The sequence below is a fragment of the Streptomyces sp. NPDC004658 genome, from assembly GCF_040609555.1.
Lineage (GTDB): Bacteria > Actinomycetota > Actinomycetes > Streptomycetales > Streptomycetaceae > Streptomyces.
On the sequence record NZ_JBEXKG010000062.1, the window covers coordinates 1 to 19754 of the forward strand.

18 protein-coding genes and 4 pseudogenes are annotated in these 19754 nt (G+C 70.8%); 15 read left to right on the forward strand and 7 right to left on the reverse strand.

The features are described from left to right. Positions 1-1574: ISL3 family transposase (locus ABZV94_RS21560; protein WP_356342476.1), on the reverse strand; the 1574-nt coding region annotated here is incomplete at its 3' end. Positions 1575-2001: 427 nt separating this feature from the next. Here ABZV94_RS21560 and ABZV94_RS21565 point away from each other — a divergent pair. Together ABZV94_RS21565 and ABZV94_RS21570 are read left to right on the forward strand one after the other, a co-directional pair. Next, positions 2002-3375, forward strand: coding sequence for an erythromycin esterase family protein (locus ABZV94_RS21565; protein ID WP_356342478.1), 1374 nt, complete (start codon positions 2002-2004; stop codon positions 3373-3375). 53 nt (positions 3376-3428) lie between these two features. Then, positions 3429-3694, forward strand: a pseudogene (locus tag ABZV94_RS21570) (transposase); the annotation flags it as partial. 58 nt (positions 3695-3752) lie between these two features. Here the strand turns inward: ABZV94_RS21570 and ABZV94_RS21575 are convergent. Beyond that, positions 3753-4220, reverse strand: a pseudogene (locus tag ABZV94_RS21575) (DUF6192 family protein); the annotation flags it as partial. Here ABZV94_RS21575 and ABZV94_RS21580 point away from each other — a divergent pair. Next, the gene (locus ABZV94_RS21580) at positions 4172-4516 is read left to right on the forward strand and encodes a DUF6247 family protein (protein WP_356342480.1); all 345 of its coding nucleotides are present in this window, start codon (positions 4172-4174) and stop codon (positions 4514-4516) included. The pseudogene ABZV94_RS21575 and the gene ABZV94_RS21580 sit on opposite strands and share 49 nt — an antisense overlap. A 786-nt stretch (positions 4517-5302) precedes the next feature. Here ABZV94_RS21580 and ABZV94_RS21585 read toward each other — a convergent pair. Further along, positions 5303-5716 carry a hypothetical protein gene (locus ABZV94_RS21585; protein WP_356342482.1) on the reverse strand — a complete coding sequence of 138 codons (414 nt, stop codon included), beginning with the start codon at positions 5714-5716 and terminating at the stop codon, positions 5303-5305. Between the two features lie 332 nt (positions 5717-6048). Here ABZV94_RS21585 and ABZV94_RS21590 point away from each other — a divergent pair. Together ABZV94_RS21590 and ABZV94_RS21595 are read left to right on the forward strand one after the other, a co-directional pair. After that, positions 6049-6501: pseudogene (locus tag ABZV94_RS21590) on the forward strand (hypothetical protein). A 247-nt stretch (positions 6502-6748) separates the two neighbouring features. Further along, positions 6749-7297, forward strand: coding sequence for a hypothetical protein (locus ABZV94_RS21595; protein WP_356342484.1), 549 nt, complete (start codon positions 6749-6751; stop codon positions 7295-7297). Positions 7298-7727: 430 nt separating this feature from the next. Here the strand turns inward: ABZV94_RS21595 and ABZV94_RS21600 are convergent. After that, positions 7728-8156, reverse strand: a pseudogene (locus ABZV94_RS21600) (transposase family protein); the annotation flags it as partial. A gap of 40 nt (positions 8157-8196) precedes the next feature. Then, entirely contained in the window at positions 8197-8667 is a 471-nt protein-coding gene (locus ABZV94_RS21605; protein WP_356342486.1) for a pyridoxamine 5'-phosphate oxidase family protein, read from the reverse strand. 98 nt (positions 8668-8765) lie between these two features. Between ABZV94_RS21605 and ABZV94_RS21610 the strand changes: the two genes are divergently transcribed. Then, positions 8766-9410, forward strand: coding sequence for a cysteine hydrolase (locus ABZV94_RS21610; protein WP_356342489.1), 645 nt, complete (start codon positions 8766-8768; stop codon positions 9408-9410). 6 nt (positions 9411-9416) lie between these two features. On the opposite strand, the gene ABZV94_RS21615 is transcribed toward ABZV94_RS21610, so the two are convergent. Beyond that, on the reverse strand, positions 9417-9878 hold the full coding sequence (locus ABZV94_RS21615) for a Rieske (2Fe-2S) protein (protein WP_356342491.1): 462 nt from the start codon (positions 9876-9878) through the stop codon (positions 9417-9419). Between the two features lie 607 nt (positions 9879-10485). Between ABZV94_RS21615 and ABZV94_RS21620 the strand changes: the two genes are divergently transcribed. From ABZV94_RS21620 to ABZV94_RS21630, 3 genes are all read left to right on the forward strand, one after another. Beyond that, complete coding sequence (locus ABZV94_RS21620; RefSeq protein ID WP_356342493.1) at positions 10486-11043, forward strand: hypothetical protein; 558 nt, start codon at positions 10486-10488, stop codon at positions 11041-11043. A 141-nt stretch (positions 11044-11184) separates the two neighbouring features. Beyond that, positions 11185-13863, forward strand: coding sequence for a LuxR C-terminal-related transcriptional regulator (locus ABZV94_RS21625; protein ID WP_356342496.1), 2679 nt, complete (start codon positions 11185-11187; stop codon positions 13861-13863). Between the two features lie 160 nt (positions 13864-14023). After that, a complete protein-coding gene (locus tag ABZV94_RS21630) occupies positions 14024-14224 on the forward strand; it encodes a hypothetical protein (protein ID WP_356342498.1) in 201 nt (66 codons plus the stop codon). 69 nt (positions 14225-14293) lie between these two features. Here ABZV94_RS21630 and ABZV94_RS21635 read toward each other — a convergent pair whose 3' ends face one another. Next, entirely contained in the window at positions 14294-14791 is a 498-nt protein-coding gene (locus tag ABZV94_RS21635; RefSeq protein ID WP_356342501.1) for an ion channel, read from the reverse strand. Positions 14792-15176: 385 nt separating this feature from the next. On the opposite strand from ABZV94_RS21635, the gene ABZV94_RS21640 reads away from it, so the two are divergent. The 6 genes from ABZV94_RS21640 (at position 15177) to fabG (ending at position 19741) form a co-directional block, all read left to right on the forward strand. Then, a complete protein-coding gene (locus ABZV94_RS21640) occupies positions 15177-15644 on the forward strand; it encodes an SHOCT domain-containing protein (RefSeq protein WP_356342503.1) in 468 nt (155 codons plus the stop codon). 33 nt (positions 15645-15677) lie between these two features. Beyond that, complete coding sequence (locus ABZV94_RS21645) at positions 15678-16103, forward strand: hypothetical protein (RefSeq protein WP_356342506.1); 426 nt, start codon at positions 15678-15680, stop codon at positions 16101-16103. A gap of 35 nt (positions 16104-16138) precedes the next feature. After that, the gene (locus ABZV94_RS21650; RefSeq protein ID WP_356342508.1) at positions 16139-17113 is read left to right on the forward strand and encodes a CorA family divalent cation transporter; all 975 of its coding nucleotides are present in this window, start codon (positions 16139-16141) and stop codon (positions 17111-17113) included. A gap of 484 nt (positions 17114-17597) precedes the next feature. Further along, positions 17598-18386 carry a HipA family kinase gene (locus ABZV94_RS21655; RefSeq protein ID WP_356342511.1) on the forward strand — a complete coding sequence of 263 codons (789 nt, stop codon included), beginning with the start codon at positions 17598-17600 and terminating at the stop codon, positions 18384-18386. A gap of 17 nt (positions 18387-18403) precedes the next feature. Beyond that, a complete protein-coding gene (locus ABZV94_RS21660) occupies positions 18404-18832 on the forward strand; it encodes a DUF3037 domain-containing protein (protein ID WP_356342554.1) in 429 nt (142 codons plus the stop codon). 147 nt (positions 18833-18979) lie between these two features. Continuing rightward, the gene (gene fabG, locus ABZV94_RS21665) at positions 18980-19741 is read left to right on the forward strand and encodes a 3-oxoacyl-ACP reductase FabG (protein WP_356342513.1); all 762 of its coding nucleotides are present in this window, start codon (positions 18980-18982) and stop codon (positions 19739-19741) included. Positions 19742-19754 lie beyond the last annotated feature (13 nt).

The window sequence follows — 19754 nt, forward strand, 5'->3', positions numbered from 1 at the left end:
CGCAGGAGGTCAAAGCCGGCGCGGCCAAACATCTGACGCTTCAGCATCTTGATCCGGTTGACGTGGCCTTCGACGACTCCGGAGTTCCAGGGCAGCGTCAGGCCGGCGATGACGGCGTCGCGGTCCCGGTCGATACCGGCCGCGAGAGTGTGGAGGCTGGGCAGGTCGTCCTGGCGGACGGCGTCGAGCCAGTCCGGCAGGCGTTCGCCCTGGCGCTCGGTGAGCATGGTCGCGAAGGACCGGACGTGACCGGTCAGGGCGTCGAGTTCGGGGCATCGTGTGCGGACGGACTTGAGTTGGAGCTGCTCGGACTCGGTGAGGGTATCCGGGTGCCGGAGGATCCATCCGGCCACGGCGCGGGGCGAGGGCGGCCTGGCAGTCACCGGCCGTGGTGAGGTGCGTTTGTCGTGCAGGTAGGCGCGGACGCGCTGGTAGCTGCCTTTGTAGCCGAGGGGCAGGATCTCCTCCCAGAGTTTCCAGGCGTTGGTGCAACCCTCGTTCCAGCGGTCGTTCAGATAGGGCTTGTAGTCGTCGAGAACGGAGGGCCGGTTCTGCCATTGGCCGGTGAAGAGGTCCTCCGGCTTCGCGGCGTCGGCGAACTGTTTGACGGTCCGCCAGGTCATCCCGAGTTGTCGCTGGATCGAGCGTTGGCTGTGGCCTGCCTCCAGCAGGGCGTGCACGGCTGCGTGCCGGGAACGGGTCCGGTCGGCGAACCGGTGCCCGCGTGGCCATGGCGACTCGGTCTGGCCCGCGGCTGGGACTGTCACAGGCTGGGGCTCAGGTAACGCGGGTGTCAGAACGTGCAGGCAGCGGCGATGCTGGGCAACACTCCGCTCGGCTGCTTCGCTCAGGTTGTGCCAGAGGTGCCATCTGTCCGCGACCTGGATGGCCTGCGGCGCTCCGGCGGCGCCCTCGGCGAAGAACGGTGCCCGGTCCCGGCAGACCACCTCGACGCCTGGCCGCTTGGCGAGCCATGCCGCCAGACTGGATGCCTCCCGGTCTGGGAGGAGATCGATTGGACGGCGGGTTTCGACATCCACGAGGACGGTGCCGTAGTGGCGGCCCTTGCGCGTGGCGTACTCGTCGACGCCGACCACCCGCGGCGCCGGCACTTCCGGCTCGGGCAGCGCGTTGACCAGGCGCAAGACAGTGCTCCGGCTCACGGACACGCCGAGGACGGCGGCCAGCCGGGCGCCGGCCCGGCCAGCCAGGGCGAGACCGAGTGCCGCGATGGTCGAGCGCAGCCGTTCCGTGCGCTGACCATGCCTGCGGGTCAGGCCGGATATCTGCTCCACGAAGGTCCGGCGCCGACACAAGGTCGTCCGGCACCGGAACCGCCGGACGCGAAGCTGCAGCACGACCCTCCGCCCGGCGCTGGGCACGTCGGCAGGAAATCGAAGGTAGGAACTGTGAACGCGGGTCGACCAGGTCCCGCATTCCGGGCAGACGGCGCCAATCGTGGTGCACTTCGCGTCAACACGCACCATCGCGATGCTCACGTCCACCGACAGCACCGCGACGTTCGCGATCGACGGGAACAACAGCTCCTTCAGTCGGAGCACGACCTCTTCCACAGCCCCGCCCTGTCAGCCCACCTGCCTCGACCACCGCTCATTTTTGGGCGACTTCGAGCGCTGCCCGGCGACGCTCAGCCGTCACTCACCGTGGCCACTGCACGGAACCTGTGCCAGAACCCGTTCTCGTGGACAGAGCCAGCCGACTCTGCCGCCGTTCCCCAAACCGCGGTACCTCTCAGAGACAGGCGATTGCGGAGCTCCGGGTGACTTCAGAGAGAAGCCAGCCGGATACGGCGGCCGACGGGGGCCGACCACCAGTCGCCGATAGCCGCTCGACTCCAGCCGGGCGACCTGCTTGACGCCCGTCCACGACCAGGAGCGGGGCCCTACCACCCCGCCCGTCGGCGGGTGAGGCAAACCCCCGGGCCGATCGGGGGGTGCAGCGGATGGTGCGAGGAGCTCCCGGGTGGCGAGGGTTGGGGCCATGATCACACGCAAGTTCCTGCTCGCCGCTCTGCTTGTCCCGCTCGGTGCCACCCTGGCTGTCGCTCCGGCCGCCTCCGCCGCCGCTCCGCCCGCCGCGTCCGCGGCGTCGGCCTCCCCCGACGCCGTCGCGTTCCGCTCTCCCGAGGCCGCCCTCGACCGGGTGGCGCACCCGCTGCGCACCACCGAACCCCGCGGCAACGTCGCCGACCTGCGCCCGTTCGGCACGATGGTCGGCGACGCCACCGTGGTGGGCGTGGGCGAGGCCACCCACAGCTCGCACGAGTTCGTCACCCTCAAGCACCGGATGCTGCGGTACCTGGTCGAGGAGAAGGGCTTCCGCACCTTCGCCCTCGAAGCCGCCTGGAGCAGCGGACTGCGGATCGACGCCTACCTCACCCGGGGCGAGGGCGACCTGAAGCAGATCATGGACGAGGAGTTCCAGGGCACCTACCGCTGGTGGAACAACGCCGAGTACCGCGACCTGCTCCAGTGGGCGCGCTCCTACAACATCCAGCACCCCGGTGACCCCGTCCGCTTCGTCGGCGACGACAACGGCTTCGCCGGCCCGCAGCTGTACGACAAGGTGAACACGTTCGCGGCCGCGTCCAGCCCCGAACTCGCCGCGCAGATCACCGAGCTGTACCAAGGACTGCGGCCCACCGTCAGCGCCGAAACCTACGTCAACGACTACTTCGCGAAGCCGCTCGCCGAGCGCAAGGCGATCGCCGAGCGGACCGGCCGTGCGGTGGACCTGCTCAAGCAGCACCCCGGTGCCGACCCCGACGCCCATGCCTGGGCCGTGCAGCACGCCAGCGCGATTCACCAGATGACCACCCTCTACGCCTTCGACTGGGACGACCCCCGGAACATCCCCGGCGCCATGCTCTACCGCGACCGCGTCATGGCGGACAACATCGCCTGGTGGCAGCAGCGCACCGACAGCAAGATCATGATCTCCGCCCACAACAGCCACACCGCCCTCAAGACCTACGCCCCCGCCAGCCACCCCCGCGTCCAGGGCGAGTTCCTGCGCGAGCAACTGGGCACCGGCTACCTGAGCGTGGGCCTCACCTTCAACCAGGGCACGTTCAACGCCTTCAACCACGACGGCGCCCCGCAGCGCTTCACCGCTGCACCCGCCGCACCCGGCACCGCCGAACACACCCTCGACAAGGTCCGCCACCGCGACTACGTCGTCGACCTGCGCACCGCCCCCACCGCGGCCCGCGCCTGGCTCGCCGAACCCCACACCATCAAGAACATCGGCGCCACCTACCCCGGCATCGCCGACGCCCCCCAGATCCGCCTCACCCAGACCCACGACGTCCTCATCCACCTCCATCAGGTCCAGGCCGCCCACATGCTCAACTAGGACTTGTCCGCCCGATCATGTGACTATCGCCCTACTCGCTCGTTGGTTCGAACATGGGGCGGGGTGATCTGACAGACGCCGAGTGGGAACGGTTGAGGCCGTTCCTGCCGGTCAGCAACAGGCGTTGTGGCCGGTGGCGGGACCATCGGCAGGTGATCGACGGGATACTGCACCGGGTGCGGACGGCGTGCAGTGGCGCGACCTTCCCGAGCGGTTAGGACCATGGGAGACGGTCTACGAACGCCACCGGCTGTGGTCCGCCGACGGGACCTGGGAGCGCCTGCTTCGGCAGGTCCAGGCTGAAGCGGACGCGGCCGGAGCTGCTCGTCCAGGTCGACCTCGCCGCGGGTGACCGCGTTCTCGATCCAGTCCGCCGACGCCCTCACCCGTGCAAGGCCTCGCAGGATCGTCTCGCGTTCGGCGTCGTCGTAGGGCTCGCCGCGCAGGTTCGGCACGATCCTTCCGGCGGTGACGGTGAACTGCGTGCAGGCCGCGACCAGTTCCATGAACTGGGTGTTGTGTTCCATGCGGCGCAGCTGGTCCAACTGTGGGGCGGCTTGCTCCTGTCCGTACTAAACCTGCTGGCGGAACTGGTCGAACTGCGCCTCGTTCACGGCGTGCCTGGCCGTGTCGTCGGCTATGGCCTTCGAGGCGACGGCGGGGCGGCGCAGGAAGTCGGTGGCCACCCGCGCGGCCACCTGATCGTCGGCGGCCAGGTCGTGGATCGCGTCCACCTTCTCCTGGAGGCTCTCGGGGGTGTCGACCTTCCAGCCGACGATCCGTTTTGCGCTGTCGTGTGCCCAGCGCGAAGGTCCGCCGCGCGGGTTGGGCGGGGGGTTGTTCACCGCCTCGAACCGCCCCCGTCACGCCGCACGCCCCCGTGCCCGGGGCGCCGGCCGAACTCCTCGCCCAGCTGCGCGCCGACGCGCGCGCCGACACCTGGGTGCCGGCCTTCGAGCGGGACTGGGCGTCCGCCCTCGAGGAGTCCCGGCGCACGTTCTCCCTCGCGCCGCTGTACGAGGTCGTCCAGGACTGGCAGGGCCGCCTCGTCTCTGCCCCGGCCGTCGACGCGTTCGTCGCCTCCGGCTACGACGACAGCGACTTCATCGACATGGCGGAGCTCCGGGGAAGGCGCAGGTGACCACACAGCTGTACGCGGTCCGCTTCTCCGCCCCGGCCGCGAAGGCCCTCGACTCACGCGTGGGGTGTGAACCACCGTGTCGGCTGGTCTGCCCGGTCCACAGCAGACGCAAGCTTCTTCACCGACGGCATCCTCATCAAGGAGCCGCCAGTTTCCTGAGCCGCGAGGCTCGTACCTGGGTCTCCTCAGAGGCTCGCCGGTTGGGGCGTCGGGAGAGGTGAAGGGGGGGGCAGCGCTGCCGGTGCCGAGGGTCCGCCGAGGCGCCGGGGGCGTCGCCGGGCGGGCACCAAGGACTCCACGGGTTCGCAACTGATCGAGGTCGGGCAGGCGAACCCCGGGAAGGACATCGAGGAGATCGGCCTGGGCCGCGCCGATGTTCTGCGGGGCCTGGGAACCGGGGCCAAGGGCGCTGCGGGCTGTCACGCGATCATCGTACGGGCGACACGAACGGTGAAGCGCCGATGTCCGTAGCCGCTTCTACGCCCTGGTACGGCCCGTCGGCACGGAGCACGATGGAGTCGTGGGCGAGCACGACGAGGACTAGGAGCACGCCGCTGAACCGACGCGGTCGCCGCTCACCGCGGACCGCGTCCGGCAGATGACGGCCGGGCTGCGCGAGGCGATGGACAAGGTCCGGCACTCCGTGGCGGTGCTCGCCGCCCGGGTCCGCGACGCGCACACCGCCGGTGGGTACGGCAACTCAGCTGCGATGGAACGGGCTACGTCTCCGTTTTCCGCTGAGCCCAACTCGGCAGTTCGTGCCGGTGGTGAGGCCTGCTGGCGTGGTTACCGGGGAGAAGTGAACGAGTAGGTGGCGGTGCCTTTGAAGTGGGTGCCGTCATCGAGTTTGCCGAGTTCGAACTCGTACGTCCCTGCTGGGTTCTTGCCGACGTCGATGATGACCTTGCTGCCGGCCTGGCACTTGATCGTCTGGCTGTCCACGTCGTAGTTGAGGCCGTCGGTGCGCCGCAGTCTCACCGTCATGTCTTTGTTGGGCCGGTTGCACTTCTTGACGGTGAAGTGGACGGGACCGCCGCCGGTGTCGAACTCTGGTGTCGTCCACAGATGTGTGTAGTCGAAGCTGACTGTCCGGCTGTCGGCGTGGGCCTGTACAACCTGTGTGATGGCAAGGGCGGTGGTGCAGCAAGCGATCGTGGTGACGCGAGTCAGATACCGCATCACAGTGCGGGAACGGGGCATACAGCCTACTTTCCGCTGGTAGGTCAGGCTTCTTGGCCATCCTCCCGGATTGGGTGTGGGCGAGGTATCACGCGCGTGGGTGACAGCGGTACGCCCGTGCTGACCGAGTGCTTCCGGGCTCTCTCGGCGACCGGTTCCGCAGTCCGCAAAGACCCGGCAAGCCGGAACTACCCAGGCTGCTGCGCGACGTGGGCGGTCGTGAGCTCGGCAGCACTGAGGCCCACTGCAGGAACGGTGCTTGCGATCAAGTGGACAGAGGCAACATGGAACCCCCGCCTCAGCTCGAAGCCGGACTACTGCGAGTTGCGTGATTCCAGCTCGCGGCGCAGGGCATCGAGCGTGCGCCCATCCTCCAGGTGCCACAGCGTCCATCCGTTGATCACGTTTTCTGTCACTGCCTCTGCCGCCTTGGACGGCGCCCGGACCTCGCCGCGCGTCTGGAGCGCGAGGTGAAGAAGCGGTGGCAGTCACAGATCCGCGCCAGGGCCAAGGAGCGCGCGGCGACCACCGTTGGCATCGTCATCGACACCCGGGCCCGGCTTGGCTACACCGCGCCGATCGGCTCCACCGATGAGACCCGGCTCCGGCACCTGACCGTGGCGCTGCCCCCGCAGTACGCCGCCCGCCTCTTCGATGCCCAGGAGGCCGGTGCCAGCGATCAGCAACTCCAGCAGATCGCCGCCGAAGCGCTCAAGGAGGTGTACTTCTAGGACAGCGGCCGCCGCGCCGGCAGCCTGGAGGAGATCCGGTTCATCGACGTGGAGCACCTGGAGTTCGAGCTGTAGCAGGCTGGCCACGAACAGCCCGTGAGCCTGCGGGGATCGGATGGTCATGCGGTCCAGGAGGTTTGCGTAGGCCTGTGGCAGGAGCCAGTTCTCCCCGGACCCCGTCAGGAGCTGAAGCGGTCGGATGTCGACGATGTCCTGCAGGCGCCGGGCGCTGCTGCTGCACGTAAACGAGCTCCTACCAGGTCAGCTCGCCGGGCAGCCGGTTCGCATATCGGTTGTCAGTGCTGCCTGAGAAGCTGACGCTGTGCCACGTATCCCAAAACAGATCATCCGCGAAGTCATCATGGCGAAGTGGGCTGAGGAGATCGGTCCCGAGGCGGCTCGCGAGAAAGCGATATCTGCCCTCCAGGCAGGAGCTGTGCCGCCGTGGCAGCAAACAGAGATCAGACTGACCTCCTACCTGGTACGCAAGCGACTGCGTGAAGAGCTGCCGGAGCCGGATAAGGAGGGTGGTCGGTTGTACGTCCTGGGCTTCCAAGGCTTACGCGCAGTGGTGAAGGTTGGGTCCACCGGGTCTCCTGAGCGTCAGTTCGACAAATACGAGACCCAGGCGCGGAACCTCGGGTATGCCCTGGTCGATGGATGGGTCTCCGCCCCCGTCGGGACCAGGAGTGAGGCATACCGGCTGGAGTCCATGATCCTCACGCACCTGCACCACGTGCTGAACGGACACATCGACGGCGGCCGGATCTTCGAGTGGTTCCACGGCCACGACTTCGAGCGGATCAGGCAACTCGTGGAAGACCCGACCGCGCTCTTCCACCTGGCGCTTGAAAGGGCCCTGGCGAGGTAGGGCTCCAGCATTTCGCAGCGCGTCGACTGATTCCGTATTCGCTACTGTGGAGAGCCGTACCCAAGTGTCGGCGGGAGCGGGCCAGCCTTTCCGTAGCCGGTCGACACTAAGCGGCTACTCGAACGCGGCTGCCGACGCGCTCGGTGCTTGCATGGTGCGCTGCAACCTACGACAGCGCTCATCCGCGATCGACCCGATCGGGGCGTGCTACGGCTCTGCGGCTACGTCGTCACTCTGGCACGCCGACAAGGTGAGTGCCGAGCTGCCGTCGTGGCGGGTCAGGGAGCTGGCACCACAAGACCCGCCGTTCTTTCTTACTAGAGGCCCGTAGGGGCCTTCAGGCTGGATTCCGAGCGGGGGAGCGTGACAGCCAGGGTCCGGCCGCACACCCGCTCGGGAGCAGTACGGAACGTTCACGGGCCGGGTTCTCCAGGCGGGTGTCGGCATCGACGATGACCTGCACATTCGCTGAGAACCGGTAGTTACGCGAGGAAGCGCCGACCGTTCGGTCACGGAACGGGACCAGGGTGCCGTCCACGATCCATAACCGTTCCACGCCCGCCACCGGCCTGGGCGCCGGCTCCAGTGCGAGCAACGGCCGCAGACGCTGGATGACCCGGCAGACGGTGGCCGGTGAGCAGCCGAAGAGCGGCGCGAGCTGCCGCATGGTGAGGTTCGTGCGGTAATACACGGCCACCAGCAGCACCCGCTCGGCCAGCGGAAGACACCACGGCCGACCACCACCGGGGCCGTTACCGCCCCGCTCCCTTACCACCCGAAGCAGCTTCTCGAACCGCCCCATCCGCAACCCGGTGAACGTCTCCACCCACACCGGCTCAGCCCTCAACACCCCACCCATACAGGCAAAATGCCCGCCACCAAGCCTTCTGCAACACCCTTTAGGCCCCGCCCAGCTTCCGGAAGTCCCACGACACGATCTTCTCCGGGGTCAGCCGGGCCCAGGCGTGCCGGCCGTCGTGCGGCATCTCGTCCAGGCCGAAGTTCTTGCGCGCGAACAGCGTCTCGGCCGTGTCGAGTTCGGCGCACAGCTCACCCCGGCGCGGCACCTCGCCGACGAACTCCACCCGGCCGGACAGCTCGACCCCGCGCAACTGGTCGTACTCCTCGCCGGAGTCCACCACGACGGCCACCCGGGGGTCGCGGCGCATCTGGGCCCAGCGCCGGCTGCGCACCACCGAGTACAGCCACAGCGAGGTGCCGTCCCAGGCGAACCACAGCGCGCTGACGTGCGGTGCGCCGTCGGCCGAGACCGTCGCGACCCGGCAGGTGCGCTGGGTGGTGAGGAACTCGTCCAGCTCGCCGGGCGTCATCATGATCTTCCGGCCCCGGCGCTGCTGTGTGACGGTCATGCGGCCCCCTCTTCTCCCACGTCGTGTCAGAAAACTATGGTGATCCTCTGACATCACGTCAGAAAAGAGAAGCCGTCGTCTTCAAGGGGGCACGTGCCATGCCGTCGTACGAGCGACTCGACGACCTCATCGACCCCGCCCGCACCGCCCTCCTCACCGTCGAGTGCCAGCAGGGGGTCGTCGGCCCGGACAGCGCCCTGCCCGAACTCGCCCGCGCCGCACGCTCCTCCGGCGCCCTGCACAACGTGGCCCGGCTGGTCGCCGCGGCCCACGAGACCGGGGTACAGGTGATCCACGCGGTCGCCGAGCGCCGCCCCGACGGCCGGGGTGCGAACCGCAACGCGCGTCTGTTCCGGGCCGCCGAGCGGCTTCCCGTGCAGCAGCTGACCGGCAGCAAGGCGGTCCGCGTCGCACCCCCGATCGAGGTCACCGAGGAGGACTTCGTCGTACGGCGGCTGCACGGGCTGTCCCCGATCCACGGCACCGAGGTCGACGCCCTGCTGCGCAACCTCGGCTGCCGCACGCTGATCGTCACCGGGGTCTCCGCCAACGTGGCCGTGCCCAACGCGGTGTTCGACGCCGTCAACCTCGGCTACACCGCCGTCGTACCGGCCGACGCCATCGCGGGCGTGCCCGCCGACTACACCCCCGCGCTGATCCGCAACACCCTCGCGCCGGTCGCCACGGTGGTGACCACCGACGCGCTGCTCGGCGGCTTCGAGCGGGCGCGGGGGCGGCGCTGAGCCCGTTCAGGCCAGCGTGATCTCGTCGCCGGAGACGGTGATCTTCGCCGCGGGCAGTGGCTGCGTCGCGGGCCCCTTCTTCACGCTGCCGTCCGTCACGGAGAACTCGCTGTTGTGGCACGGGCAGACGATCACGCCGTTCGCCACGCTGCCCACCGCGCAGCCCTGGTGGGTGCACTTGGACGAGAACGCCTTGTAGGTGCCGGCCGACGGCTGGGTGACCACGACGCCCTTGTCCTTGAAGATCTTGCCGCCGCCCTCGGGGATGTCGGCGGTCTTGGCCAGCGCCGTGCCGCCGGCGCCGTCCTGCGCGGACCCGCCGGATCCCGAGCCGGTGTCGACGGTGCCGGACGCGTCGTCGCCCGAACCGCAGGCGGTCAGCGCGGCGGCAAGCCCCGCCGCTCCGGCCGCCGCCATGACGGTACGGCGGGCCGGTCCCGCTGCGGGGTGGAGCGATGGGCTGGTCATGTGAGGGTTCCCTTCCGCGGTGCTTCTCGTGGTCCGCCATGGGGTACGGCCCAGGGACGCCGGCCGTTCAGACGGGCACCCAGATCCTTCCCGTCCGCTGATCAGCGGGCCGTAAGCCGCGGCTGTGGGCCGGACGCCGGGCTGCTCCGGTCACCGGCGGCGACGGGGAACGACGGGCGCGGCACGGCGCGCTCCCGGCAGGAAGCGGGGGGGGGCTGCTCCGGGAAGAGAGAACGCGGTGAGGCCGCGGTCACGAGACGGGGCCGGCGGGCGGACCTCGTCGCAACTCCCGCCTCCGCCGGTCGGGAAGGGGGCGCCCCAGCCGCACCGAGGCACGAGCACGTTCCCCCCGGCCACTCAACGAGCGTAACCAGCGGGCGCGGATGACCGCATCCCGGAGCGCGGGCGCCGGGACGGCCGGGAGTCGGTCCGTTCGCGGAGGAACACGCCGGTCATGGCCGTGGACCCTGCCGGACGAACTGTGGCCGTCCGCCGGGTCGTCGAGGCCCCCGCCACTCGACCGACCGCGTGCCGGTCTCGGGCACAACGGGTGACGCGTTCGGCGTGGACGGCCGTACCCGCAGCCACAAGCCGTTGACTGAGAGGTGTGATCAGGCTGGGTACGGCGCTCGTGGGTCTCGGCGGAGCCCTCGGCGGAGGCTTTCTCGGGGCGGTGGCCCACTACGCGGTGAGAACGCTGGGGCAGCGCCACAGAGACGAGCGATCGGGGCTCAGCGCGCAGCGGCACGCCGTCCGCAAGCAGTTCGAGCAGGTGTGCGCGGCGAGGGACTGGGTGGCCGGGCTACCGCAGTCGCCCGGCGCGCCGGAGTCACCTGAGCACCGGCAGCGGACCAGGGCGGAAGCGCTCAGGCAGGGTGACGCGTGCCGCACCGCCTGGGACATCGCCCAGGCGGACATCGACAGTGGCGAGGTCCGCGCGGCCATGGCCGCCCTCGACCAGGAAGTCGCGACCGTCCTCGGCCAGGTGGCGAAGGGGGACTTCTCGCCGGACCTGAACCAGCTTCAGCAGCGTCTGGACGCGCTGGCGGCTGCGGCGAAGCACCGGCTGACAACCCGTCTCGGCGCACGGTCCTTCGAACTGGCACGCCTGCGCCGGGGCGGCGGGCCCGGCGGCCACCGCGAACCCGGCGATCCGGAAGGGTAGGCTGAAGCGAAGGGCGCCGTCCTCACTGTCCACCGGCGCCCGGCACAGCCGGCGCCGGGAAGGATCCGGTCCTTGCTGTGAGCAGGGCGGTTGTGCCCTTCTTCCGTCGTCCACCGGGCGACGACCGAGGTGGTGAGGAGCATGGCCGTACCGCGCGGGAACGGACGGGCGCCGGCCACATCACACGCCGATCCCCGAGGGGACCCGTTCCTCCGGACGCAGTTCGCCGTACCGGCGCGTCCCGCGACGTACCTGCGGCGCGACCGGCTGGGCGCCCACCTCGACGAGGCCCTTCTGACCCCCCTGACCGTGCTGCACGGAGCCGCCGGAGCGGGCAAGACCCTGCTGGCCGCCGACTGGGCCTCGACCCGGCACGAGCCCGTTGCCTGGCTCACCGCCCAGGTGGCGGACAAGGGGGGCGGCACCTTCTGGGCGTACGTCCTGGAAGCCCTGCGCCTCGCCCGCGTGCCGGTCTCCGCCGACGTCGGTCTCCCCGCCGAGGCGGGCCGCGCGGACGACCGGCTGCTCACGCGGCTCGCCGCCGAACTGAGCAGCCGGGACACTCCGGTGGTCCTGATCATCGACGAATTCGACCGGGTGACCGACCCGGAGGTCGCGGACCAGCTGGAATTCGTCCTCCAGCAGGCGCTCCACGGTATGCGCCTGGTCCTCGTCACGCGCACCGAACCCCTCCTGCCGCTGCACCGTCACCGGGTGGCCGGCACCGTCACCGAGATCAGGAACGCCGAGCTGGCCTTCACACCGCGCGAGGCGAACGCCCTGCTGGCGCTGCACGGCCTGCGTCTGCCGGCCGACGACGTGGACGCGCTGGTGGAACGCACCCGTGGCTGGGCGGCCGGGCTGCGGCTGTGCGCCCTGGCCGCGCGGGCGGAGCCGGATCCGCGGACGTTCCTCAAGGAGTTCGAGGCCGACCGCACCACGATCGCCGACTTCCTGCTCGCCGAGGTGCTCAAGCGGCAGACAGCCGAGACACAGGACCTGTTACTGCGGGTCAGCGTCCTCGGGCGGTTCTGCCCCGACCTCGCCAACGCCCTCACCGGGCGCACCGACGCCGAACGCGTCCTCGCCGCCCTGCACGGCCAGAACGCTTTCGTCGAGTACCTCGGGCACGCCTGGTTCCGTCTCCATCCGCTGTTCGGGGAGATCCTCCGCGCCCATCTGCGGGTGCGCTCCCCAGAGCTGGAAGCCGAGCTCCATCGCCGCGCGGCACGCTGGCTGCGGCGCTCGGGATCCCTCGGCGAGGCGCTCGGCCACGCGGCCGCGGCGGACGACTGGGAGACCGCCGCCGGCGCCGTCGTCGGCGACCTCGCCCTGGGGGAGGTCTTCACCGGCCTGCACTCCGGTGATCTGGTCCAGCTGTTCTCCCGCATGGGGCCCGAGCCCACCGGCCCGGCCGCGGACCTCGTCCGCGCCGCTTGCGCACTGTCCCGTTGCGAGGTCACGCGGGGCTCCGCCCGACTGCGACGGGCGGTACAGGCCCTGGCGTCGCGGGCCGGATCACCGGACGGCGACCCGTCCGGCCTGGCCGCGGCCCGGCTGAGCTGCGCCTTGCTGGAAACCCTGGTCGCGCGCCTGACGGGTGCGCCGGGGCGGGCGGAGCGGGCGGCCCGGTTCGCCGAGCAGGTGCGGCGCGAGGTGCCGGACACGCTTCTCGAAGCGCATCCCGAGCTGATGGCACTCCTGCTCACCCATCTCGGCTCGGCACGACTGTGGGCGGGCCGTGTCCGAGCCGCCCGAGCGGCCCTGACCACCGTGGTCGACTCCGGCGGGACGGCGGCGACGGCGCAGGCACGCCGGGAGTGCCTGGGCCACCTGGCCCTGATCGACTATCTGAAGGGCTGGCCGGGCAGAGCCGAACGCAAGGCGTGGGCCACGGTCGCCCCGTTGGATCAGGACGGCCCGCCCCCGCCCCCCGGGCCGGGGCTGGCATCGCTGGTGCTGGCCGCGGTGGCCGTCGAACGCGACGAGCTGGACCGGGCCCAGGCGTTCCTCGAAGCGGCGGTGGACGCGCGGCACCCAGCGCCGGACCCGGTGACGCAGGCGGGGCGGGCCATCGTCACCGGGAGGATGCTGCTGGCCCGCGGCGACCCACAGGCCGCGCTCGAAGCGGCGGACCGAGCCGTCGTGGCCGACGTGGCGTCCCCGTGGGCCGCGGCGCACGCGGCGTCCGTGGCCGCCGCCGCCCACCTCGCCGAGAGCCGGCCGGAGACGGCCGTCAAGCTGCTGGAGGACGCGCCCGCCGACGAGCCGGTGTGCCTGGTGGGGGCCGCGCAGGCGCAACTGGCCGCGGGCAGGCCCGGGGCCGCGGCCGAGCTGCTCGACCGAATCCGGCCGCAGGGCGACATCGGCCCCGCCATCACCGTACGGGTCGCCCTGGTCAGAGCCCGACTGGCGGGCGAGGACGGAGACCACGCCGCCCAGCACGCACTCGTCTCGCGGGCGCTCCGGGAAGCCCGCCGGGAGCGCCTCCGACGCCCCTTCGTGGACGCCGGGCCATGGCTGCCCACGTTGCCGCCGGGCGCGTCGGCCGAGGGCCGGCTCCCCCGGGGGTCCACGGGACGCGACTCCCCGGCGCGCGGCGGGCAGCGAGTGGTGCCGCCGGTGTACGAGGAACTGACCGGACGGGAACGCGACGTCGTGCGCCGACTGGCGCAGATGATGTCCACGGAGGAGATCGCCGCCGACCTGTACGTGTCGGTGAACACGGTCAAGACCCACCTCAAGAGCGCCTACCGCAAGCTGGCCGTGAACCGGCGCCAGGACGCGGTGCGCCGCGCGCGGGAACTGGGGCTCCTGTGACGGCACGCCCCCCGGGCTGTCGTGCCGGCCCCAGCGGGTCGGGCGGCCGAGCGGCGGGCGGTATCACCTCCCACGGGCGATGCGGTGCGCGGGCGGGAGCCGGAGGATCGCACGGACAAGGCCCGGCAGCCCCCTCGGGCAGATGTGGGGAGAGCGGCTCATGCGCTACGAGATTCGCGTCGACGGACGGATGACCGAGACGCTGGTCAAGGCGTTCCCCGAGCTGGACCACGTCCTGATGGCCGGTCAGACCGTCCTCTTCGGAGCGGTCGTCGACGAGGCACACCTGTACGGGCTGCTGGCCCGCTGCCAGTCACTGGGGTTGAGGGTGCTGGAGATGCGCCAGATGCCGTCATCCTGATCCGGCCGTCGCCTCGGCGGCCACCCGCCCGGCCCCCGGCGCAGGGGACGTCGCCGCCGCCCCGGGACCTCACTCGGGCGTACCCCGCCCCTGACGCCGCAGACCGGCGCGGACGGCGGCCCCGAGCACCCGTACGGCAAGACCCACGATCAGCAGGGTGCATGCCATCTGGCACATCACCAGCACCCTGCCCGTCCGCGAGACCGCGAAGATGTCGCCGAAGCCGACCGTGGTGAACGTGGTGAACGTGAAGTACAGCGCGTCGGTCCTGGTCAGGTGCTCGTTGAAGGATCCGGGCACCGCGCGTTCGAGCAGGTAGTAGCCGCTCGCGAAGAGGACCAGATACAGCGCCACGGTGGCGGCCACGGCCTCGGCGGCCTTCAGCCGCGGGAAGGGTGAGCGCTTGATGAGCCACACCTCCCAGCCGAAGAACAGGCCGGTCGCCAGCAGGCCGCCGACGAGGGCCAGGGCGCTGAGGTCCTCGCCGTGCCAGTCCAGGGGCAGCAGGTAGTACGCGGTGACGAGGCCGGTCGCGACACCGGCCGAGCGGGCGATCGAGGCGGTCATGCCCCAGGGGCCCGGCCCGCGGGAACCTGCCGTCCCCCCCGGCGGGGCCGGCTGTCTGCCGGGAGCCACTGGATCGGTCATCTGGTGCCTCTCCGTCCGCTCCGCCCCGGGCCGACCGGCGGGCCCTGTGCACCTACCCCATCGTCCCGGTGCTCCGCGCGGATCACCCGCCGTGGGTGACCTCACGGCGATGGGCCTCGGCCAGGAGCCGTACGCCGGATCAGGGTGGGCACCACGGCGGCGGGAGCGATGGCCGACCGAGTGGACCGGCCCGTCGTGTGAGGGACGTTCACCCGTGCCGGGTGAGGTGGCCGGGCTCCGCCCCGCGCACGCTGGGCGTACGGAACGGCCACCCGGGCGCGGATCCCGGACGGAGGGAGAGAGCATGAGCGAGCACATCCGCCTCGCCTACGACTATCCGGCGCTGAGCGTCTTCTGGTCCATGCTGGTGTTCTTCCTGTGGATCATGTGGTTCATCATGCTCTTCCGGGTCCTCGCCGACATCTTCCGTGACGACGATCTGGGTGGCTGGGGCAAGGCGGGCTGGCTCGTGTTCGTCGTCGTCCTGCCCTTCCTGGGTGTTTTCGTCTACCTGATCGCCCGCGGCAGGGACATGGGCCGCCGGGAGGTACGGCAGGTCCGTGCGCAGCAGCAGGCCGTCGACGACTACATCCGCCGCACCGCCTGGGCGGACACCCCCCTCAGCAGTGCCGACGAGCTCGCGAAACTGTCCGCGATGCGCTCGCACGGAGACATCACCGACGACGAGTTCCGGCGCGCGAAGGAACTGGTCCTCGCCGGGGGCGGGCCGTCCGGACGGACGGCCGGGACCCCCTCCGACTCAGCGCGCTGAACCCGGCGCACAGCACAGAAACGAGGTCGCACGATGCCCGCCGCACACACCGCGTCGACACCGACCGCCAGACAGCAATGGGCCACGGGCCTCACGGCCTTCGCCGCCGTCATGCTCCTGCTCTCCGGGGTGCTGGACATCTTCCGCGGCCTCATGGCGATCGCGCACGACGACGTGTTCCTCACGACACGCAACTACGTCTTCCAGTTCGACCTCACGGGCTGGGGCTGGATCCACCTGATCCTCGGGGCCGTCGCGGTGCTGGTGGGCCTCGGCCTCCTCGGGGGCTCCCTGTGGGCCCGCGTCTGCGGAGTGGCCATCGCCTCGCTGGTCATCATCGCCAACTTCCTCTCCCTGCCGTACTACCCGGTCTGGTCGATCGTTCTGATGGCCTTCTCCGCGTTCGTCATCTGGGCCCTGTGCGTGGGGCGGCGAGGCGCCTCCGGCACGCTCGACTGAGGGCGGGGCACGCCGGGGCGTGGGCGAGGACCGCGATGATCATCAGGACGGTGTCGATGCCGGAGGGGGCCACCGAGCGCCTCTGCCTGGCGGAGGCGCGTCGGCGGCTCGCCCTGGACCCTTTCCTGCTGCTCGACGTCGAGCAGTCCGCGGAGGAGGGCCCGGCGGGCGAGTCACTGGCCCACCGGCTCGGACTGGACGCCGAGGAACTGGCGTGGTTCGGCCGGAAAGGGGAGTCCGCGCGGGCCGAGTTCCTGGGCGACATCGCGGGCTTCGTCGTCCCGGTGGTCCATGGCGGCCGGGTCGCCCATCTCCATGTCCTGGCCGGCGAACGCTACCTGGTCGTCTCCCACCGGGGCCGGGCCCTGCAGGCGGACGAGTGGACCACGCATCTGCGGCGGGAGAAGCCGCACGATGCCGTGGCCACGCTGTTCCTGGTGCTCCAGGAGGCGCTGGCGACGTTCCGCCGCGCCGCGGTCGCCGCCCTGCTCCAGGTGGAGGGGCTGGAGGACGACATGTTCGCGCAGCGGCGCCCCGAGCAGATCTACCGTCTGTCCCACCTGCGCCGCCGGGCCGCCCTCCTGCACCACTCGCTGCTGCCGTACCTGCAGGTGGTCGAGGAGATGATCACCCGCAGGATGATGAGCCGGGACTTCCCCGTGGAGCGGCAGCGGCTCGCCCAGGAGTTCCAGCGCGCGGCCCGGCTGGTCCTCGCGGACATCGAGTCCTTGCAGGAGGCCACCCGCCGGGCTTTCGCCAGTTACGGGTCCCTGGTCGCGGGCGAGCAGAACGGTGTGATCAACCGGTTGGCCATCGTGTCCGTGATCTTCCTGCCGTTGTCGTTCCTGACCGGCTTCTTCGGAATGAACTTCACGTTCATGACCAACGCGTTGGAGGGCAGGGCGGTCTTCTGGCTGCTGGCCATAGGGCTCCAGGCGGGCGTCCTGCTCGCCTCCCTCTACGTACTGCACCGCACCCATGCCTGGCGGAGACTGCGGGACGAGGACTAGGGTCTTTCGTTCGGATCATGCCGGGCTCGCGGGCCCTGGCACCGCGCCTCGCCGCGTTGTCGGTTGCCATGGCTCCGCCATGGCGCCCTCCTTCGCCTTGCGATGCACGGCACCAGACCCCGCTCCCTGATCCGGCCTGATCCGAACGAAAGACCCTAGGCGCTGTTCGTCCGGATCATCCCGGCGTCGCGGAGCCCGGCGCGCACATCGGCCGCGTCGACCCGGTCGTCGCTTCCGGACGCGACCGGTACGGGCTGGGGCACCCTCCGCCGTCGATCACCCTCGGTTACTATGCTCACTTCATGCCGGAGGCGGGAAGCGGGGGCGGACGGCCCTTGACGCAACGCCGGGGAGGCGGCGGGAACCGCGCGCCGGCCGGAACTCCCCGGATTCTCCCCGGGGTGTCGACGGGCCGTTCCCGCTGCCACGACCCTCCACGGCTGACGGTGGACTGCACGGCCGAAGAGACGGGCTGCCTGGGAAAATGCTGAAAGAGGTCACCGCGACCCGCTACATCACGCCCTTGCGTGAGGGCGGCTCGCTGCCGGGGCTCGTCGAGGCCGACGACTTCGGGACGTACGTCATGAAGTTCACCGGCGCCGGACAGGGCCGCAAGACACTGGTCGCCGAGGTGGTGTGCGGTGAACTCGCCCGGCGCCTCGGCTTCCGCATGCCCCGCCTGGTCACCGTCCACCTGGACCCCGTCCTCGGCCTCGGCGAGCCCGAGCAGCAGGTGCAGGACCTGCTCCGGGGGAGCGGGGGCACCAACCTCGGCATGGACTTCCTGTCCGGCGCCCTCGGCTACGACCCGCTCGCCTTCCCGGTGAGCCCCGAGGAGGCCGGCCGGATCGTCTGGTTCGACGCGCTGATCAACAACGTCGACCGATCCTGGCGCAACCCCAACCTGCTCGTGCACCGGGGCGAACTGTGGCTCATCGACCACGGCGCCACCATGATCTGGCACCACAACTGGCCCGCCGCCGACGCCTCGGCGGCCCGCCCGTACGACGCCTCCGACCACGCCCTCGCCCGCTTCGCGCCCGCCGTGTCCGCCGCCGCCGCCGAACTGGCCCCCCGGGTCACCGAGGACCTGCTCGCCGAGGTCACCGCCGAGATCCCGGACGCCTGGCTCGCCGACGAGCCCGGCTTCGCCACCCCGGACGACCTGCGCCGGGCCTACGCACGGCCGCTGCTCGCGCGGGCGTCCGTCATCGCCGGGCGGATCACCGGCATCGGCACCGACAACGGCTCCGGAACCGAGGAGGGCAAGTGAGCGAGCGCCACATCCACATGGCCGGCCATGTGACCGAGCGGCACATCACCCGGGCGGGCCAGGGCGGCGACCGGGACGTGTTCGAGTACGCGCTGCTGCGGGTCGTCCCCCGGGTCGAGCGCGGGGAGTGCATCAACGCGGGCGTGGTCGTGTACTGCCGCGCCCGGGACTACGTCGGTGCCCGCACCCATCTGGACGAGGCCCGGCTGCTCGCGCTGGACCCGGCCGCCGACGTCGCCGGGGTGCGCGCCGCGCTCCGCGCGATCGAGCGGCACTGCGCGGGCGGCGACCAGGCCGGGCAGGCGGCCGGCGACGACACGGGGCGCCGCTACCGCTGGGTGATCGCTCCCCGTTCGACCATCGTCCAGCCCGGCCCCGTGCACACCGGGCTGACGGCCGACCCGGCAGCCGAGACGGAGCGGTTGCTCGACCTCCTGGTGAGGTAATGGATCACACCGGGCGGCTGTGCCGTTGACACCGGGTGCCAGGGCTTCTAGCGTCACGGGTGCTGAAGGTACTAAGCGGTCGCTCACCGCACCAGGGGTCCTCTCCGAGGGCCCGACAGGTTCTCTCAAGGGCGAGGAGACACAGCAATGTCCACCACTGAACAGCGGGTCGCGGTCGTCACCGGCGCGGCGCGCGGCATCGGCGCCGCCACCGCCGTACGACTGGCGGCCGAGGGCCGCGCGGTCGCCGTGATCGACCTGGACGAGGCCGCCTGCAAGGACACCGTCGAGAAGATCACCGCGGCCGGCGGCAAGGCCATCGCGGTCGGCGCGGACGTCTCCGACGAGGCGCAGGTCGAGGCGGCCGTCGCCCGGATCGCGGAGGAGCTCGGCGCCCCGACGATCCTGGTCAACAACGCGGGTGTGCTGCGCGACAACCTGCTGTTCAAGATGAGCGTCTCCGACTGGGACACGGTCATGAACGTGCACCTGCGCGGCTCGTTCCTGATGACCAAGGCCGTCCAGAAGCACATGGTGGACGCCGGCTGGGGCCGCGTCGTCAACCTCTCCTCCTCCTCCGCGCTCGGCAACCGCGGCCAGGTCAACTACTCGGCCGCCAAGGCGGGTCTCCAGGGCTTCACCAAGACCCTCGCCATCGAGCTGGGCAAGTTCGGCATCACCGCCAACGCCGTCGCCCCCGGTTTCATCGCCACCGAGATGACCAAGGCGACCGCCGACCGGGTCGGCATGGGCTTCGAGGACTTCAAGAAGGCCGCCGCCACCCAGATCCCGGTGCAGCGCGTCGGCGAGCCCGAGGACATCGCCAACGCCATCGCGTTCTTCACCGGCGAGGCCGCCGGCTTCGTCTCCGGCCAGGTGCTGTACGTCGCCGGCGGACCGCTCGACTAGGGATCCAGGGGTA

Bases quoted from the DNA above. Each gene is read 5' to 3' on its own strand.
- ABZV94_RS21565 (WP_356342478.1), top strand. From the start codon at position 2,002: ATGATCACACGCAAGTTCCTGCTCGCCGCTCTGCTTGTCCCGCTCGGT.
- ABZV94_RS21585 (WP_356342482.1), bottom strand. From the start codon at position 5,716: ATGCCCCGTTCCCGCACTGTGATGCGGTATCTGACTCGCGTCACCACG.
- ABZV94_RS21605 (WP_356342486.1), bottom strand. From the start codon at position 8,667: ATGACCGTCACACAGCAGCGCCGGGGCCGGAAGATCATGATGACGCCC.
- ABZV94_RS21610 (WP_356342489.1), top strand. From the start codon at position 8,766: ATGCCGTCGTACGAGCGACTCGACGACCTCATCGACCCCGCCCGCACC.
- ABZV94_RS21615 (WP_356342491.1), bottom strand. From the start codon at position 9,878: ATGACCAGCCCATCGCTCCACCCCGCAGCGGGACCGGCCCGCCGTACC.
- ABZV94_RS21625 (WP_356342496.1), top strand. From the start codon at position 11,185: ATGGCCGTACCGCGCGGGAACGGACGGGCGCCGGCCACATCACACGCC.
- ABZV94_RS21630 (WP_356342498.1), top strand. From the start codon at position 14,024: ATGCGCTACGAGATTCGCGTCGACGGACGGATGACCGAGACGCTGGTC.
- ABZV94_RS21635 (WP_356342501.1), bottom strand. From the start codon at position 14,791: ATGACCGCCTCGATCGCCCGCTCGGCCGGTGTCGCGACCGGCCTCGTC.
- ABZV94_RS21640 (WP_356342503.1), top strand. From the start codon at position 15,177: ATGAGCGAGCACATCCGCCTCGCCTACGACTATCCGGCGCTGAGCGTC.
- ABZV94_RS21645 (WP_356342506.1), top strand. From the start codon at position 15,678: ATGCCCGCCGCACACACCGCGTCGACACCGACCGCCAGACAGCAATGG.
- ABZV94_RS21650 (WP_356342508.1), top strand. From the start codon at position 16,139: ATGATCATCAGGACGGTGTCGATGCCGGAGGGGGCCACCGAGCGCCTC.
- ABZV94_RS21655 (WP_356342511.1), top strand. From the start codon at position 17,598: ATGCTGAAAGAGGTCACCGCGACCCGCTACATCACGCCCTTGCGTGAG.
- ABZV94_RS21660 (WP_356342554.1), top strand. From the start codon at position 18,404: ATGGCCGGCCATGTGACCGAGCGGCACATCACCCGGGCGGGCCAGGGC.
- fabG (WP_356342513.1), top strand. From the start codon at position 18,980: ATGTCCACCACTGAACAGCGGGTCGCGGTCGTCACCGGCGCGGCGCGC.